Origin of the sequence: Lacticaseibacillus thailandensis DSM 22698 = JCM 13996 (assembly GCF_001312865.1) — a bacterium.
GTDB classification, from domain to species: Bacteria; Bacillota; Bacilli; order Lactobacillales; family Lactobacillaceae; genus Lacticaseibacillus; species Lacticaseibacillus thailandensis.
In genome coordinates, this window is the sequence record NZ_BBER01000002.1 from 189,324 (window position 1) to 207,170 (window position 17,847).

The window sequence follows — 17,847 nt, forward strand, 5'->3', positions numbered from 1 at the left end:
TGATATGTCAACGTTGCGACACCTTGTCACTGTCGGATTGCAACTTTTTTTGCAACTTTTGGGAGGGTGCCATGAACGCTTCCGTTGGGTTGCACGTTGGCCACGTCGTCAGTTGCAAAATCTATTGCAACTAGACATTCAGTCGTTTTGCCGCTGCTAAATTCATATTCGGATATAAATGTCCGTATGTGCCTAGCGTGGTTTGAACGTCTTCGTGGCCCAACCGCTCTTTGATCACCAGCGGGTTTTCACCCAAGCTGATCAATAGCGAGGCGTGTGAGTGGCGCAATGCGTGAACCCGGATGCGGTGTACTTTGGCGAGTGCTGCATGCCGGTCGATAATGCGACCCACTAAGTCTCGACGAACTGGCATCCCGTTGTACGAAACAACAGAATCCGTCTTACATTCAGACGCTTGAGCTTCTTTCCATTTGGAGAGGATCTCAAGCGTCTTTGCGTCTGGCGGGATAATGCGGTTGCCGGCAGGGGTCTTTGGTGCCGAGAAGGTGTAGATCTCGTAGCTGCGCAACCATAGCGTCTTGTTAACGCGGATTGTGCCTTCTTCAAAATCTATGCCTTCCCATTGAAGCGCAGTTGCTTCGCCGATACGCATGCCGGTCATGAATTGAAGCCAGAGAATCATGAAGCAGAAGTGTTGGTAGTAGTCTTCAATGTAAAACGTCTTGATGACGGCCTCGAATTCTTCTTTCGTCCAAAACCCAACTTCGGTTTTCTCTTTGCGAACATTGCCAATGGTCTTGGCTGGGTTTTCGTCCATGAAACCAAGTGCGATTGCACGTTGGAAAATGCGTGATAGGTAGCACTGAACCAAGCGAGTATAACTTTTACTTACTTGACTATTTTTGACCCCATACGTTCGTTGAACTGCCCTTGCGCTCCAGCCTTCTGCTTGAACTAGGCCAATATAGAAGAGCTTCTCCTCAAGCGTGTATCTTGAACCTTTCCGGCCCATACAAAAACTCCTTCCTAGGAAGGCAAGCTTTAATTATTTGCTTGTCTACCCAAGAAGGAGTATAGCCTTTATTCGTGACGCGATTAAATCCCTTTTTATAACGTGATGGTGGCTGTGGTGAAAGGGGGTGGAGTAATCGTCAGAATTTTTCATGGTAACAGCTAAGTGCGACCTACTGAAACGAGACCACTACAGCACACTATTGATCACATTGCGAATGTTTGTCAGAATCCAATCGTCAGGATAATGGCTAGGATTCACAACAAGTTGTTGCTTTTTCATGAGGTAATAGTCTTCAATGCTTTTTGCGCTCAGATTATTTTGCATCAAGAAATGAGAGTCAATCAGCCTGCAAATCGTAAATTCAATCTCTAGTTCAAACAATTCCGCGTTTTGTTGGGTGAACTCACCGGCGTTTGAAGCTGCTTCAAAAACTTCTACAATTTTACGCCGACGCATCTTGTTTGCATTATCGATTATTTCGGCCAATGCAGGATAAGTTACGCTCAAATCAGCCATGAACGGTTCGAACTCGTAGGTGGCGATGGTCAAACTTTTGAGAAATATTCGTTGGAATCGATCTGGATAAGAAGCGTTCACTGGAATTTCGATTTCAGAACCAATGTATTTACTAATTTGATCAACCATCAATGTCAACACAGATTCTTTTGAATCAAAATGCTTATAAAACGTCGCCTTTGAGATATGCATCATCTTCGTAATATCAGTGATCCGACTCTTTTGAAACCCATCTACTCGAAAATAAGCCATCAACGTATCAGTTAATTCTTGTTTTGACGCATCTGTTTTATAGCGTCCCATATCACGACTAACGTTTGTCATTGGAATCACTCCTCTACATTCAATTTTACCTTAGCAAACACAATAAGTGAACAGGATAGACCAAAAAGGCATTTTTGGTTTACATGGTATTTAATGTGGAGTACACTTATTTTTGGTAAATGAATTGAATTTTGGAAGGAGCGACTGCTTTGAAGTTATGGAGTGATTCTGAGTTAAATGATTTTTCGACATCAAAAGATATTTTCGTATCCCCATTTTATAGTGATGGCAAGACTTTCGGGACCCCGACCAGGATTTCTGGTGTCGTGGTTGATGGACATTTCTATATCCGCCCGTACAATGGTACACATTCTAGTTGGTATCGATCAGCGGTGACGCAATAAGCAGGCAAAATCAGGATCGATGGCAAGGATTATTTATGCGGGTTTCGAGCAGCTGGCAATGATGGTGTTGACGATGCTGTTAACAGCGCCTATCGAAAAAAAGTATGCTTCGAGTCCATATATGCCGCACATGTTATTAACTCAGCCTGATGGTCCAGTGAAAGCGACGGTTGAAGTGTTGCCACAAGTTATTGCGTAAAGGAGTGTCGAAGATGTCTAACCAATATATTAATAACAAAGTTGTGATCATCATGGGGGCCTCAAGCGGTATTGGGGAAGCAACAGCTCGTCGATTAGCTGAAGATGGTGCCAAAGTGATCATTTCCGCGCGTCGAGAAGATCGATTGAAAAAAAATAGCAGCGTCATTATCAGCCTATGAGGTCAACTATCAGGTTGCCGATGTCCGGGTGTTCGAAGATGTACAATCAGTAGTTAAACTGGCCATGACAAAGTATGGTCGTGTTGATGTTTTATATAATAACGCCGGGATCATGCCGCTCAATCCTTTATCACAATTGCGCTTAGACGAATGGCGGGCAATGCTTGATACCAATATTATGGGGGTATTGAATGGAATTGCCGCGGTATTACCGATCATGGAAAAGCAAGGCGGTGGACAGATTCTGGCAACTGATTCTGTAGCCGGCCATGTGGTTGAGCAAACTTCTGCGGTATATGCCGGCACTAAATTTGCAGTGCGTGCAATCATGGAAGGCTTACGTCAAGAGGAAAAAGATCAAGCATTCGTTCGACCATCATCTCACCAGGCTTGGTGGATACTGAACTTTATACGACGGTTGATGATGCCGAGACGCAAGCCTACCTCAAGCAGAAAGCGAAGATCGATGGGCTGGGCTTAAATCCAGAAACTGTTGCCAATGCTGTCGCATTTGCAATCAATCAACCTGCTGGCGCAACCGTAAATGAAGTCTTGATTCGCCCAACTAAGCAGGAAGGATGATGAATCGGTGACAAAAACCGCGCTATGCAATAATCATTTTGTGGTTGTCAGATAAAATACAATAATTTACCTGCTGATTATGGGGGCATCATCGTAAATCCCCGAACAAATTTGATTTAGATTTTTGCCTTAAACTAATTGAAAAGTTGACGCAAGCGGTCGCGTAAGAAGGGATTGAATCGCATGTCTCATTCTCCTCACCGGGATAATCTGATTCTCAAAAGCTGGTTGCTAATTGCGTCAATACTAGGCGTTGATACCCGGGCACCCTCCTAAGCTTTTTGTCGTCAGCGTTCTTGACTTAAACATAGGTTCGTATGCTAGGTTTAACGGCGAAAGGAATGATTAGATGCCATCAGAATTAGATAAATTGAGGGCCGGGGAGTGGTTTTGCTTTACCGACGCAGAGGTCGCCGCACGCAAAGCCCACGCGGCGAAGCTCTGTCAGGAGTTCAACGCCATTCCCGCCACGGAACCGAAAAAAACAAACCAAGAAGATGCAGGAGATTCTGGGCAGTTACGGTCCGAATCTGTCGGTGCCGGCCAAGCCAATTCGGCAGTTGAGCGAAGAGTAGCAAGGACGTCATCGCCTTGAGGAGCGGCGCCGACCTTGTGGCGACCGACTAACTGTTCTGTTTGTGGTGGTAAGCATATGTATCACTGACAGATGAAGTGCAATAGAGAAGTTAAGCAATCTAGATTTTGAATTAAACAACCATGCTTGTTCCCGATACTCACTTGGGTTCAAGCCATTTTTGTTGTGGGGGTAAATTAGCCATTGTGCACCGGACCAGTTCTCAACCAGTCGAGCAGAATCGAAAGCGAGGTTATTACGGGTTAAAATTAGCCCTGGATTGAATTTTATCGAGCAATGTCAGCAACGTTTGCTTTTCTTCTCGGGTAACTGGTGCACTGACGCGTTTTTCCAGGTTAACAAAGGTTTCGTGCACAGACTGGACCAAAATTTGGCCGTCCGGGGTCAGAAACAATTGCTTTTGGCTGGAAGTGGTAAAGTGCCCCACAATTGCTGGCTTATTTGCCTAGCGATTGTGGGGCATTTCAATTTTAGCGGACTTCTTTGCGCCAATTTTGCGCAGTGATTACCTAGCTTTTGTAACCGTTGACATCAGCCCGGTGGACTAGCCATAATAACCGGTATAGTTATAGTTAACATCGAGGCGGAGATTAATATGAAAGTCACAACCACGATGATTGCACCGGAACTCAGGCATTCTGGAGAGGTTTTCCGGCATTTGGTGCCGTATTTTACCCCCAGGGCATTTAAGTTGAGTAACTTGTTGATCAAACCGCTGAAAGGCCTCTTTAGTCACGACATGCGGGTAACGCAGGTTGATATTCTGCGGCCCGCTGGTAGCAGTGTTTCTGGAGATTTGCGTCTGTGCGTTTACCGGCCGCTGCTGCAACCGACCGCGCAACCGGGGATGCTGTGGATCCATGGTGGTGGGTTTGCGCTGGGGGCGCCGGAAACGGAAACGGGCTTTATTCGCAAATTTGTGGTTGAACGCGGTTGTACGGTGGTGGCACCCGATTATTGCCTCTCCACGCAGGCACCGTACCCGGCGGCTTTGGAAGATTGCTACCTCGCGCTGGTCTGGACGCAGCAACACGCAACCGAACTGAACATCAGGTCCAACCAGCTGATGGTCGGCGGTGATAGTGCCGGCGGTGGGCTCACCGCCGCCGTGGCCATTCGTGCCCAGGACCGCGGACAGGTCGCCATTGCTTACCAGATGCCACTGTACCCGATGCTTGATGACCGCATGACCACGGCCTCTATGCAGGACAACGATGCGCCGGTTTGGAATTATAAATCGAACGACAACGGCTGGAAACTTTATCTGGGTGATTTGTTTGGCACGGACCAGGTGCCTGCTGACGCCGCACCGGCACGGGAACAAGATTTTCGGGGCCTGCCACCAGCGTTTACCTTCGTTGGTAGCATTGAGTCCTTCCGCGACGCGACGGTGACCTACATGCAAAAACTGTATGCCGCTGGTGTGCCGACTGAATGCCACGTGCTGAAAGGGTGCTATCACGGATTTGACATCATCGCCCCGAATTCGCCCCAGGCGCAGTATGCGCATCGCTTAATGATGGCCAGTTTTGACTACGCAACGAGGCACTATTTTGCGGAACAACCAGGGCGTTGATTAGTGCAAAGTAGGTGCGGCAACTGCTACCCGGTGTAATCCGCATTTGGAATTTGTGCAAGATTTTTTTGAAGCTTGGTGGAATTTCGTCAAGGAGGATGGTTCGATTATGCCAACAATGCAAGCTATTCGGCTCACGCAGCCGTGCAGCACCGCGCAAATGGTGCCCGTCACCGTCGCGCGGCCGACGTTGAAGCCCGGGTATGTTTTGATCAAAATCAAGGCTTTTGGCATTAATCCGTCTGAGGTCATCAGTCGCAGGGGCCAGTCAGATCCGGATTTTTCCTACCCCCGAATCCTGGGTATCGAGGCGTCGGTGTGGTCGCGGCCGCCAATTCTGGCAGCATGTTTAAAGTCGGTCAGCAAGTGGCGGCCTTAATGGGCGGCCTGGGTCGTGAAATCGACGGGACCTACGCGGAATACACGTTGGCCAGGGAAAATGGTGTGATTCCGTTTACCAGTGCTTTGGACTGGGATGTTTTGGGTGCTTTGCCGGAGACATTGCAGACCGCTTACGGGTCGCTGCGGCGAGGGCTACACCTGCACACTGGGGATGTGCTACTGGTCCACGGTGGTACTTCAACGGTGGGGTTGATGGCGACCGCTTTGGCTAAACAGGCTGGCGCTACGGTGATTGCGACCACCCGCAACCGGCAGAAGTTAGCCGCGATCACCAAAGACGGGGCAGATCACGCGGTACTTGATGACGCGCAGCTGGCAGCGACGGTTCGGCAACTGGCTCCAGACGGCGTCGATAAGGTGTTAGAGCTGGTCGGGGCCGACAAACTGATTGATGACATGCAATTGCTGAAGGAAGGCGGACGTGCTTGCTTGACGGGGTCGCTGGACGGCTGCTGGACGTTGCCAAACTTCTCCCCCTTTGCGATACCAACCGGTACTTTCCTCACTAGCTATGGTGGTGCAGCCAGCGACCTGCCGGTAGAAGTTTTGGCGGCTGTGCTGAGCAAAGTCGAAGCAGGGCAGATACCGGTGCAGATTGCTAAGGTGTACCATGGTCTAGCTGAGGCTGGCCAGGCGCAGGCGGATCTGGAATCCAGCCAGGATGTTGGCAAGCATGTTGTGGTGCTGTGATTGCAGGTGCAGTGAAACGAATTTTTTTTCGCGGGCTTATCCCAGCACTAAAGGATCTGGGTCAGTATGGTTAGACAACGATGCTAACCGTACTGACCCAGATCCTAGGAACACGGATAGAAAACCAAAAAAATCGCCAATGGGGCTGATACCCCATTGGGGCGCTGGTCCGCGCCAACATGCGATTGGTGGCCCTTTGTGTCGTTCTTACTAGTAATGCGGCTAGTTGGATTGGTTGACGACTATTGCAGCAATTCCTTGATGGCGTCCGCAATTGGGGTCAGCGGATGGCCGAGAATTTTTTTCAAAGGTGATGGGTGATAGTGACGCCTCACCGTTGTTGCCCTGCAGCGTGTAATCCTGGTACGAAGTGGCTAACATGGCTCCCTGTTCACTGATGTCCCATTGCGCCATGATGTGCGTAAATTCCTTCCGGCTGACTGCGGTTGACTGTAAGTCGCGGCCCACGGCGGTGCTAGTGGCTTCGGCGAGCTGCTGGTAGGTGATCGGTTCCCCAGTGAGCGTGACAACTTCTAGTGTTGTGGCCGTGGCAATCACGCGTGCGCCGGCTTCGGCGTACTCACGTTTTAGGGCCCACGCAATTTGGCCGTGGGTGGCAAAGTATGGTGCCGTGTTGTTTTTAGCGGCGGCGGCCAAGTAGTCTTGCATTAACTCCAAGTACCAACCATTGCGGAGAAAGGTGTGCGCAATGCCGGAAGCGGCAATGGCCACTTCCGTTTGGTGGTGGTTGTCTTGCAGGCCAAATTTATTGTACTGGGGGTCAGCGATACTCGTGTACGCGATAAACTGCACGCCGGCAGCTTTGGCAGCGTTGATGACGACTTGCTGAGCCGCGGGGTTGGAGATGGAGACGAATAAAAGTCGGTCAATTCCCCGTAACGCGGCGACCATAGCGTCGTAATCCGTATAGTCGGCCACGCGTAACCTTATAAAAATAGCATTTTATAAGGATACCTTATACAATGTCCATGGCAACAACATTGTGGGGGTGGACATGATGCCAAAGCAGATGAAGCAGGTGTTAGCGGACGGTTTAGAACAAATGTTGACAGAAATGCCGTTAAGCAAAGTGCGTGTGGTCACCTTGTGCCAACGTTGCGGGGTGACACCGCCCACGTTTTACTACTATTTCCACGATAAGTATGAGGTGGTAGCGTGGGTGTTTATGGGCGACTTTACCCAAGCTTTTGCGGACAAGGCACCGGCGTATTCGGTCACGCGCATCAAGCAGGTTTTGACCATTATGGCACGACACCGCGATTTTTACCGGGCCGCCTACGCCGAAAATGGGCAAAATGATATTAACAGCTATATTCAGGCCTTCAACGTCGATCTGGCAGCCAACGCCTGTCGGGCAGCGGGAATTCCGTTTGATAATCAGCGCCAACTGGCGGTGACATACCATTCGTACGGCATGATGGGCCTATTTGTGGAATGGTTACGTGGTGACGGGCAATTTGAGTTGAACGATTTGGCTTCGTTTCAGTTTCAGCACACGCCAGCCTTCTTGAGTCAGGCGCTCCAGCAGTACGCTTTTTCCAGTCAGCAGTTGTTGCAGTAATTGCATCTAGGTTAGTGGTGGGTACAACGTTCATAGTAAGTACCAATATAAAAAGAACCTTGCAGATCCCAGTTATGCGGATCTGCAAGGTTCTTTTTCTGTTTCTACACTGTCAGGTCAGACCAGCGACTAGTCTAGTCGTTGGCGTGCACATCAAAGGCACTGAGCAGCATTTGCTCCACACCGGGGGCTTCCGGATCATGGCTGCCTTTGCCAGTGTCCAGGGCGCGTAGACTGGTCATTTCTGCAGCGGTGAGCGAGACATCAAAAATCTCGCGGTTGGTTCGCATGCGCTGAGGATGAACCGACTTAGGGAGCACCACAATACCCTCTTGGTTCAAGAAGCGCAGAATAATTTGGCCTGCATCCTTGTGGTAGCGTTCAGCTAATGTGGTGATGGCGGGGTTAGTGAGCAGGTCAGTGTTGCCATGACCCAGTGGCCCCCAAGCTTCAATGGCGACGTGGTCTGATGCCAACAGTTGCCGCAGCGGTTGTTGCTGGCAGAAGGGGTTACACTCGACCTGGTTGATTGCTGGCTTGGTGGCAAATTGCGGCACGTAGCGTTGCCACAGCTTGGGGGTCATGTTGGACACGCCAATGCTACGAATTTTACCGGCTTGTTGAGCCGCTTCCAGAGCACGCCAGGCACCGGTAACATCCCCATATGGTTGGTGCAACAGGTATAGGTCCATGTAATCGATACCCAGAGTCTGCAAAGATTTGTCGATGGCTTTGCTGGCGGCTTCAAAACCGTAGTCCTGCAGCCACAGCTTACTCGTCACCCAGATCTGGTCACGGGGTACGGCGGCGTCGCGGATGGCCCGGCCCACTTCGGCTTCGTTGAAGTACGCGACCGCGGTGTCGATGTGCCGATAACCGGCTTGCAAAGCCGCGGTGACGGCCTTGTAGGTACTACCATCATTGGGAATTTGGAACGTACCAAAACCGATGGCCGGAATTTGGTGACCATCATTCAATGTCAATGTTTCAGGCATACTAATTACCTCCTTGTTGAGCTTGGCGCAGACTGCTACCAAAAATTTGTTCAATCGTATCGGGATCGCGGTGATCAAAGAACTGGCTGACACCCTGGTCGAGTCCGGTGATGGTGGTCATTTCGTCGGGTTGCAGGGTGAAGTCAAAGACGTCCAAGTTTTCCGCCATCCGCGCGGGGTGGACGGTCTTGGGAATCACGGTGATGTCACGCTGCAAGAGCCAACGTAAGATGACCTGACCGGTGGTTTTTCCGTGAGCGGCAGCAATGGTCTGCAACTTCTGGTTGTGGAAGATACCATTTTTGCCCTCTGCGAACGGTGCCCACGCCTCCACGCGTACGTTTTCGCTTTGGTTAAAGGTCACTTCTTGTGGCTGTTGGTACCACGGGTTGACCTCAATTTGGTTGATGGCCGGAGGAACTGGCATGCTTAACTCGAGGTTCTTTAGCTGGTCGGCGTAAAAGTTGGACACGCCGATTGCCCGCAACTTACCGGCTTGCTGGGCTTCCTGCATTGCGCGCCAAGCCCCCATCACGTCGCCATACGGCTGGTGGAGTAGATATAGGTCCAAATAATCAAGGCCCAGGCGTTGCAGCGAGGCGTCGATCCCGGCTTTGGCCCGGGCATAACCGTAATCGGAAACCCACAGCTTTGAGGTCACAAAAATCTGGTCACGGGGGACGCTGCTTTTGGCAATGGCGGCGCCGACCGCCGTTTCATTGTGGTATGCGGTGGCGGTATCGATGAGTCGGTAGCCAGCGGATAAAGCGGCGCTAACGGCAGCTTCGGCGGCGGTAGCGTCAGCAATTTGGAAAACACCAAAGCCTAATGTGGGCATGGTGACACCGTTATTCAATTTAATGGTCGGAATACTTGTCATGAAATTACCTCCTAATGACAGTGTAGTGCGGTCGCGTCGGTTTGAAAATTGTCCAATAAGCATGTTAGTATACGCATAACGCAAGCTAAAAAAAAGGGGGGGGATGGTCATATGATTGATGCCTACTTACTGGAGGAATTGGTGGTGTTTGCCCGGGTGGGCACCCTCGCAGCCACTGCCGCTCAACTCAATATTACGCAACCGTCAGTGTCCCGTGGCTTACGCAAGCTGGAGACCATGATTGGCGTGCCGTTGTTTCGGCACGAACCTAACCGCTTGGTTCTGACCACGACCGGTCGGTTTGCCGTCCACCAAGCGGAAGAGTTGTTGGCACGCGAGCGTGACTTTGCGACCACGGTGGTTAACTTTGCGCATCAGCAGCACAGGGTGCGCGTGGGGATGACGATTCCGGGCCCCTTGGCGGTGCTGCGACGATTGACCTTGCCGGACAACGTGGAGGTCGTGGACACACTATTTGCTCCGACGGCAGTAACCACGGTGTTGCGTCAGCGTCAGTGCGCCGTGATGTTGAGCACGGCACCAATCACGGCCACGGACATCGACACGACTACGATCGGCGTGGAGGCCTTGCGTGTACACCTCGACCAATTTTCGTCCCTAGCCAACCAGACCAGTGTAAGTTTTGCTGATTTGGCGGGTGAGAGCTTTATCGTGCTCGGTGCGATTGGTCCATGGCGTGACCTAATCCAAACCGACATTCCCCACGCCAAGTTTATGTATCAAAGTCGGGATGCGTTTACGGAACTGATCGCACATTCACACTTTCCGTATTTTTCAACCAACGTCACGATGTCGTCCGTGAGCTCAGTGGATGACCGGGTCGCCGTGCCCATCAGTGATGCTCAGGCGCGGGTAACGGTCTACGCCCACTACTTACGCGATAATGCGAACAGCGTCGCGTCGGTGGTCGACTTGCTTCGTCACCATTGGCCGTCCGCGTAACTAACCGATTCATTCCCACCAGCTATATATGTATTTGGAGGCTGCTGATAAACAGCCTTTTTGGTGAATGAAACGGCTATACCAAACAAACTTTTAGCCTAATAATCCAGCGCAAATACTTTGGTCGGCTGGTGACCATTAGCCTATATTGATGTTACCGACCATGGTAAGATAAAATCAGTTTTCACATCAAAGGAGTTCAACATTGCCTACAAACCAACCAACAACCATTACGTTAATGCGGCCAGACTTGCCAGGTATCAGTGCTCACCAAATTGAGCAGGTCCTGGCCCTGATGGCGGATGGTAACACCGTGCCGTTTATTGCGCGGTACCGTAAGGAAATGACTGGTAGCCTGGATGAAGTACAAATTCAGGCCATTGAAACCGCACATGCCCGCGTGGTGAAGCTCGAAGAACGCAAAGCCGCGGTCCTCAAGAGCATCGACGAGCAGGGCAAATTGACGCCCGCGTTGCGGCACCAGGTAACGGCGGCGACCCAACTACAGGACGTGGAAGACCTGTACTTGCCGTACAAACAGAAGCGGCGGACCAAGGCCATGATGGCTCGCGCGCACGGGCTGGCCCCGTTTGCCGAGTGGCTCCTGCAGTTTCCGCAGGGGTCAGTGGAGGCTGAGGCCGCCAAGTACGTTGATCCCGCTCAGGCGGTCACATCGGTGGCGGACGTGCTGGCCGGGGCGCACGAAATTTTGGCCGAGACCTTCAGTGAGCTGGCGCCCATGCGAACGTGGATTCGCAGGTACACGCAGCGGACCGGGAGCATCCAGGCCCGGGTGCGTCCTAAGGGTCGGGCACTAGACGAGAAGGGCGTGTACCAGCAATACTACGACTTTGCTGAACGCATTAACCGAATGACCGCGACCCGCACATTAGCGCTGAACCGGGGCGAGCGGGAGAAGGTGCTGTCGGTCAAAGTGACGGTGGATACCGGCGCCATCATGAATTATTGCCACTTCAAGTTGGTGGGCCAGCACCCCCACACCGCGGCTACGGCGCTCATCGAAGCGGCGTACACTGATGCTTACAAACGGTTCATTGGGCCAGCCATCGAGCGTGAGGTGCGCGGTGCGTTGACCGCTACCGCGGCGGCGCAGTCCATTAAGGTGTTCGGGCAAAACCTGTACAATTTGTTGATGCAAGCACCCATGCAGGGCCAAGTAGTGCTAGGTTTTGATCCGGCCTACCGTACCGGCTGCAAGCTGGCAGTGGTGGATGCTAACGGCAAGTTGCTGACCACGGCCGTGATTTACCCGCACAAGCCGGCTCCGGCCGCCCAGCGCGCGGCCGCCACGCAACAGTTGCTGGACCTCATCGCGCAGTACCAGGTGACGATGATCGCCATTGGTAACGGTACGGCCAGCCGCGAGTCGGAGCAGTTTGTGGCCGCAACTTTGCAGCACCTGGATCGCGACGTCTATTACGTAATTGTCAACGAAGCGGGCGCGTCGGTGTACTCCGCTAGCCAGGTGGCGCGCGACGAATTCCCGGACCTGCACGTGGAGCAGCGTAGCGCCATCAGCATCGCCCGGCGGTTGCAGGACCCCCTGGCAGAGTTGGTCAAAATTGACCCGGCCGCGATCGGCGTGGGCCAGTACCAGCACGACTTGCCAGCCAAAGACCTGGCGGCGGAGGTCGACGCGGTCGTGGAGCGGGCGGTCAACCGGGTGGGCGTCAACCTGAACACGGCGAGTGTGCCGTTGTTGACGCGTATCTCGGGGCTGTCGGCGACCATTGCGACCAACATTGTGCGGTACCGCGACGAGCACGGGCGTTACAATCGGCGCACGGAGTTGCAGCACGTGCCGCGGTTGGGGCCCAAGGCTTACGAGCAGTCAGTCGGCTTCCTGCGCATTATTGGCGGGCACCAACCGTTGGACAATACCGATGTGCACCCGGAAAGCTACCCGGTAGCGCGGCAGATCATGGCTGCGGCGGGGGTAACGGGTGACCAGTTAGGCACGCCGGCCGCTAACGCCCGCATCCAGGCAGTAGACACCGCGCCGATTGTGGCGGCGGGCGTGGGCCCGGCCACGGTGGCTGACATTGTGGCGAGCCTGCAGCGTCCGGGACGCGACCTGCGTGACGACATGCCGGCGCCGCTCTTACGGCACGACGTGTTAACGATGGCTGACCTTCAGCCGGGGATGCGGCTCGAGGGTACGGTGCGGAACGTGGTCGACTTTGGGGCGTTCGTCGACATCGGCGTCAAGCATGACGGTTGGTGCACGTATCGCGCATGGCCAAGCAGTTTGTCCGCGACCCGAACACCGTGGTGGCGGTGGGCGACATCGTGACGGTGTGGATCGAGTCGGTCGATTTGCAGCGCGAGCGGATCCAACTGACGATGGTGCCCCCAGTAGCAAAGCAGTAATACCAAGATAGCTCCAAGCAATCTGCCCACGTCGGTGCGTGCGGATTGCTTGGAGCTATTTGTGTGTAGGCAGGAGTTGCTATCAATATGGATGCGCGTCTTGTCCGGGGTTGCGTAAGGCCCACGGTGTCGGGCACGGGCACCACCAGTTGTCGGTACCGCAGTGGGTCAGTGGTTAATAACCAACGTATGCTACAATGGAAGCGCTTCACAAATACATATTGCTGGGAGGACAACCATGTTTCAATATTCGCTCCGTTACACCCTTGACCCACGGACCAACACGCCGACCCAAGACGCCAAGTTATACGCCTTCGTCCAGGCGGCGCAGATCGACAACGTGGCCTTTTTTTATCAATCCGGAGGAACTCAACGAAAGCCACCTCAACGCTGCCCAAACACAAGTGTGGCTAGACGCGATTCGCCCGGTGGCAGCCCGGCTGGCCCAGCTGGGGGTCAGCACGAGCCTGAACCCGTGGACGACGATCATGCACTCGGACCGGGGGCACAGTGTGGATCCGGCCTTGGGTATCCACACGTTGGTTGATATCAACGGACGCCAGGCCACTGAGATTGCGTGCCCCGATGATTCGGGGTGGCGCCAGTACCTAGCCGACCGGTACGCACAGTACGCCACCCTGCATCCCCGCGAACTGTGGCTGGAGGACGATTTCCGCCATTATAACCATACGCCGCTTAAACTGGGTTGCTTCTGTGACCACCACATGGCCATCTACCAGGCCAAGCTGGGGCATCGGGAAAGCCGGGCGGACTTTGTCGCCGCCATGTTGGCACCCGGCACGCCGACACCGGAACGCAAAGTTTACCTGGATACCGCGCGGGCGGAGATGCAGACGACTGTCCGTCTGATCGAACAGCGGGTCCACGCGGTTTCACCGACGACGAACTTGGCGCAAATGACGTCCTTTCCTAACTGGCACGCCGTGGAGGGGCGCGACTGGGCGGCGCAATTCGACGCGCTGTCCGGTGCCGGTCATCCCCGCGTGGCCCGGCCCCACCTGCCCGCGTATAACGAAATTGCCCCCCTGAGGTACAGCCGCGTCTTTGAGGACTACACCCGGACGACGGCCGCGTACCTTGGGGATGACGCGGAGTTGTTTCCGGAATTAGAGAACTACATGTACTCGCCGTTTGCGAAGTCGGTCGCCTTCACGCAGTTTCAAATTGAAACCGCGGCGTTAGTGGGTGCCCGCGGCATCCTGCTCAACCTCTTTGACATGATGGGCAACGGTATTGATGACGATTACCACTATGCCGAAATGTTGGCGCAAAGCAAACCGTTTCTGAACCAGGTGAGTGACCACCGGCTACGGATGAGCCACGCCCGCGGCATTCAGGTGTTGGTGGACCAAGATTCGGCGTACACCATCCACACCACCGCTGGGCAAGATCCGGCTGAGTTGTTGCCGCACGAAACCAACTGGGCGGCGCTACTGGGTACAATGGGATTTGCGACCACGATTACGCCGGTGGGGCCGGACGTGCATCTTCGCGGACGGCAGTTAGCCATCAGCGGCCAGTTACTGCGCAACTTTGATCCGGCGACCACGCGGCAGCTCCTGACGGATAACGTCACGTTGCTCGACGGGGAAGCTGTGCAAGTGGTGCTGGATCAGGGACTGGGTAGTTTACTGGGTATCACCAATGCCGAGTGGCACGGGGTGCGTACCGGCTACCAATCTTACGAAGCGGCCGACGGGCACACCGTTGAGGGCGTCGTGGCGCCGCGGGTGACGATGCTGCAACACACTGGTGACTACCTGCAGCTCACGTACGCGTCGGACGCGCAGGTGGACGTTTGGAGTCATGCGTACAACGCCCACGGCGACCAGCTGGGTAACGTGATGGTAATCATTAACGGCCAGACCATCGTGATGCCAATGGCAGCGGATCCCAAGTACGGCTGGGAGTCACAGTTTGTCGGGTTCAAGCAGGGCTTGTACCAGCAGATGCTGGCGCGGGTGACCAAAGTCGACTACCTGGTCGGGGCACCGAACGTGAAGTTTGTGGTCACCCAAGACGACCGGCTAACGTTATGGGCGGCAAACTTTACGCTTGACGACTATGACCAGCTGGTTTGGCAGCCGGCCGCACCGGTGGCAGCGCTGACCGCCACGGTGGTCAGCCGTGCCCGGCACGCTGCGGGTAACGTTACGACGTGATGGTGACCGGATCCTGATTCCGATACCGTTGCCGCACCTACAAATGGTACAAATTCGCCTCGATTAGTATGGCCTGGAGGCCTGGAGGTATGCGTATTTGGTAATGCTAATTGGTGATGGCCGGGCTTATACTGAAAGCAAACAGCACTGTTGGTATTGATCACCATAAGGAAGGGGTGCCTGTATGGGGGTTAACCAAATTGATGTGTTTGCCCACGTATTGCCGCCCCGGTTTCTGGCGCAGATGTTGCAACTAGCGCCGGACGCCCTCGACCGTAATGCCTGGATGCGGCACCCGTTATTAACGGACATGGCGGCACGAGCGGTAGCGGTGCCAGCTGACGAACGGCAGGTAATTTCCGCGGCGGTACGCATGATCGAGGACGACGTCGCCACTAACGACCAGCTGATGGGCATTCAGCGGTTTACACGTGCGTTGGGGCGCTCGCGGTCGACTTTTATGGCGTTGACCACGTATTGTACGGGACCGATGCACCGCTGGGGATTGCGCCCAATGGTGCGGGGGCCACGATTCGGGCGGCCATTGCGGCCACGTCTTTGTCTCCGGTGGATCAGCGACGCATATTAATTGGTAATTGGCAGGATATGATGAAAGGTGGTAATTAAGTATGGAGTATACAGAAATTGGCCATACCGGCATTAAGGTCGCCAAGTTGTGTGTCGGCGCCATGAGTTTTGGCAAGGCGGGTACGATGCATGACTGGACGTTGGACCAGGACCAGACTGACGACGTGGTGGCCCACGCGTTGGCGGATGGCTTCAACTTCTTTGATACGGCGAATACCTACTCAGCGGGGACCAGTGAGGAGTACCTAGGTCGCGCGTTGAAACAGCACACGACCCGGGACAAAGTTGTGCTGGCATCCAAGGTGTACTTCAATCCGGGGCGGCTGTCCAAGGAGGCCATTAACCGTGAAATTGATGGTTCGCTGAAGCGGCTAGGCACTGATTATCTGGACTTGTATATCATCCACCGGTTTGATTACGATACGCCGATTGAGGAAACGATGGCAGCGCTGGACGGTTTGGTCAAAGCCGGCAAGGTGCGGGCCATCGGGGCGTCCGCAATGTATGGCTACCAGTTCTACAACATGCAGCTGGCGGCGCGGGACAACGGCTGGACGCAGTTTTCCGCGATGGAGAACCACTACAACTTGTTGTACCGGGAAGACGAACGCGAATTGATCCCGATTTGCAAGCAGATGGGCGTTTCGTTGATGCCGTACAGTGCCCTAGCTTCAGGGCGGTTGGCCCGGCCTAACTGGACGGCCAACACTAAGCGCAGTCAGACGGACCGCGTGGCGCGGGGCAAGTATGACCACACTAAGCAGTACGACGTGAAGATCACTGAGCGCGTGCACGAGCTGGCCGATAAGTACGGCGTTAAGATGGCGCAGATCAGCTTGGCTTGGCAGTGGGCCAAGGGTGTGGCTTCACCGATTATTGGGGCGACAAAGAGTCGTTACCTCGATGATGCGGCGGGCGCATTCGATGTGCACCTCACCCCTGAGGACATTAGCTATCTTGAGGAACCATACGTGCCACACAAAGTGGTGGGTGCCATTGACCACAATCCGGCGCAAGGCGTGACCTTGTTGGATGCAGATCCTAAGTAAATTGCAGTTTAGAAAGGCTACGGTGCTGAGCACCGTAGCCCTTTTGCGTTTACTCTTTGCCGCTCAAAGACGCGTACCACGTAGATGAACGCAGCGACCGGCGCAATTTTAGCCGGTGGCGGTGGTCGCCAGTGCGAACGTCGGAAAATCGACCCTAATGCCCAAGCAATTCGCCAAAACGTCAGCCGTTAACCCGGGTAACCAATGCTATAATGATATCAGAGATAAGCCCACATTTTCCTGGGTATAACTTGTGGGTGCATGAATATTGGTAAGTTGGGGGTTATCGATAATGAAAAAGCACATTAATGGTTGGCGCCGACTGTTTACTACCGTCATGAGTTTGTTGCTGATTGTGGGACAGTTGTTGATGGTTGCCCCGACCAACGTTGGGGCGGTTGATACCGCCCGGGAATTGCCGGCGCAGGGACTAACGGCTGACGACGCCACCGTGAAGGACCAAAACGGGACGGTGGTGCAGAATCCCGATCAGTTAACGTTATGGGACAATGTCTACGTCCAGTATAAGTGGTCGCTCGCTGATAATGTTCAAGTCCAGTCAGGCGACTATGTGACCGTAACGCTACCAGACGGCGTAGCATTTAATCAAGTCCAGTCCTTCCCGATTGTCGATAAGCAAACGGGTGAGACAGTGGCTCATTTTACGCTGCCAAGGGTGCCACAACGGGCCGCATCACCTTTAACACCTTTTACCAAACCCACCAATACGGCAAAGCGGGTACGCTGGAATTCTGGGCGCGTGGCGAAAAGAATACTGGCGGTTCCGCGGCGGGCAACCAGGACTACGCGCGCAAGTTAGGCTGGCTGATC

General features: G+C 53.7%; 15 protein-coding genes and 4 pseudogenes. 14 read left to right on the forward strand and 5 right to left on the reverse strand.

Annotated elements, in window-relative coordinates:
- Positions 1–26: 26 nt before the first annotated feature.
- Positions 27–886 (reverse strand): annotated as a pseudogene (locus JCM13996_RS04425) (site-specific integrase); the annotation flags it as partial.
- 276 nt (positions 887–1,162) lie between these two features.
- Entirely contained in the window at positions 1,163–1,816 is a 654-nt protein-coding gene (locus JCM13996_RS04430) for a TetR/AcrR family transcriptional regulator (RefSeq protein ID WP_054749936.1), read from the reverse strand.
- 149 nt (positions 1,817–1,965) lie between these two features.
- Between JCM13996_RS04430 and JCM13996_RS11625 the strand changes: the two genes are divergently transcribed.
- From JCM13996_RS11625 to JCM13996_RS04460, 7 genes and pseudogenes are all read left to right on the forward strand, one after another.
- Positions 1,966–2,160 carry a DUF2255 family protein gene (locus JCM13996_RS11625; protein ID WP_225353465.1) on the forward strand — a complete coding sequence of 65 codons (195 nt, stop codon included), beginning with the start codon at positions 1,966–1,968 and terminating at the stop codon, positions 2,158–2,160.
- Positions 2,161–2,179: 19 nt separating this feature from the next.
- Positions 2,180–2,359, forward strand: coding sequence for a hypothetical protein (locus JCM13996_RS11630; RefSeq protein ID WP_054749938.1), 180 nt, complete (start codon positions 2,180–2,182; stop codon positions 2,357–2,359).
- 13 nt (positions 2,360–2,372) lie between these two features.
- A pseudogene (locus tag JCM13996_RS04440) lies at positions 2,373–3,122 on the forward strand (SDR family oxidoreductase).
- Between the two features lie 349 nt (positions 3,123–3,471).
- Positions 3,472–3,667 (forward strand): annotated as a pseudogene (locus JCM13996_RS04445) (maltose acetyltransferase domain-containing protein); the annotation flags it as partial.
- 645 nt (positions 3,668–4,312) lie between these two features.
- Positions 4,313–5,293 (forward strand): alpha/beta hydrolase, encoded by a 981-nt coding sequence (locus JCM13996_RS04455; RefSeq protein WP_054749944.1) that lies wholly within the window; start codon positions 4,313–4,315, stop codon positions 5,291–5,293.
- Positions 5,294–5,402: 109 nt separating this feature from the next.
- Entirely contained in the window at positions 5,403–5,672 is a 270-nt protein-coding gene (locus tag JCM13996_RS11635) for a hypothetical protein (protein WP_225353466.1), read from the forward strand.
- The gene (locus JCM13996_RS04460; protein WP_225353467.1) at positions 5,639–6,385 is read left to right on the forward strand and encodes a zinc-binding dehydrogenase; all 747 of its coding nucleotides are present in this window, start codon (positions 5,639–5,641) and stop codon (positions 6,383–6,385) included. Before JCM13996_RS11635 ends, JCM13996_RS04460 begins: the two co-directional genes overlap by 34 nt.
- Positions 6,386–6,607: 222 nt before the next feature.
- Here JCM13996_RS04460 and JCM13996_RS04465 read toward each other — a convergent pair whose 3' ends face one another.
- Entirely contained in the window at positions 6,608–7,324 is a 717-nt protein-coding gene (locus tag JCM13996_RS04465) for an NmrA family NAD(P)-binding protein (RefSeq protein ID WP_054749946.1), read from the reverse strand.
- A gap of 76 nt (positions 7,325–7,400) precedes the next feature.
- Between JCM13996_RS04465 and JCM13996_RS04470 the strand changes: the two genes are divergently transcribed.
- Entirely contained in the window at positions 7,401–7,967 is a 567-nt protein-coding gene (locus tag JCM13996_RS04470; RefSeq protein ID WP_156321861.1) for a TetR/AcrR family transcriptional regulator C-terminal domain-containing protein, read from the forward strand.
- Between the two features lie 134 nt (positions 7,968–8,101).
- Here JCM13996_RS04470 and JCM13996_RS04475 read toward each other — a convergent pair whose 3' ends face one another.
- A complete protein-coding gene (locus JCM13996_RS04475; protein WP_054749948.1) occupies positions 8,102–8,962 on the reverse strand; it encodes an aldo/keto reductase in 861 nt (286 codons plus the stop codon).
- Between the two features lies 1 nt (position 8,963).
- Positions 8,964–9,842, reverse strand: coding sequence for an aldo/keto reductase (locus JCM13996_RS04480; RefSeq protein WP_054749950.1), 879 nt, complete (start codon positions 9,840–9,842; stop codon positions 8,964–8,966).
- A 111-nt stretch (positions 9,843–9,953) separates the two neighbouring features.
- Here JCM13996_RS04480 and JCM13996_RS04485 point away from each other — a divergent pair, with 111 nt between their 5' ends.
- From JCM13996_RS04485 to JCM13996_RS04510, 6 genes and pseudogenes are all read left to right on the forward strand, one after another.
- A complete protein-coding gene (locus JCM13996_RS04485; protein WP_054749952.1) occupies positions 9,954–10,805 on the forward strand; it encodes a LysR family transcriptional regulator in 852 nt (283 codons plus the stop codon).
- A 238-nt stretch (positions 10,806–11,043) separates the two neighbouring features.
- Positions 11,044–13,196: pseudogene (locus tag JCM13996_RS04490) on the forward strand (Tex family protein).
- 428 nt (positions 13,197–13,624) lie between these two features.
- Positions 13,625–15,379, forward strand: a complete 1,755-nt coding sequence (locus tag JCM13996_RS04495; protein ID WP_054749954.1) for a hypothetical protein — start codon at positions 13,625–13,627, stop codon at positions 15,377–15,379.
- A gap of 184 nt (positions 15,380–15,563) precedes the next feature.
- Positions 15,564–15,968, forward strand: a complete 405-nt coding sequence (locus tag JCM13996_RS04500) for a hypothetical protein (RefSeq protein WP_054749956.1) — start codon at positions 15,564–15,566, stop codon at positions 15,966–15,968.
- Positions 15,969–16,008: 40 nt separating this feature from the next.
- Entirely contained in the window at positions 16,009–17,016 is a 1,008-nt protein-coding gene (locus JCM13996_RS04505; RefSeq protein WP_054749958.1) for an aldo/keto reductase, read from the forward strand.
- Between the two features lie 292 nt (positions 17,017–17,308).
- Positions 17,309–17,836, forward strand: coding sequence for an Ig-like domain-containing protein (locus JCM13996_RS04510; protein WP_054749960.1), 528 nt, complete (start codon positions 17,309–17,311; stop codon positions 17,834–17,836).
- Positions 17,837–17,847: the final 11 nt, after the last annotated feature.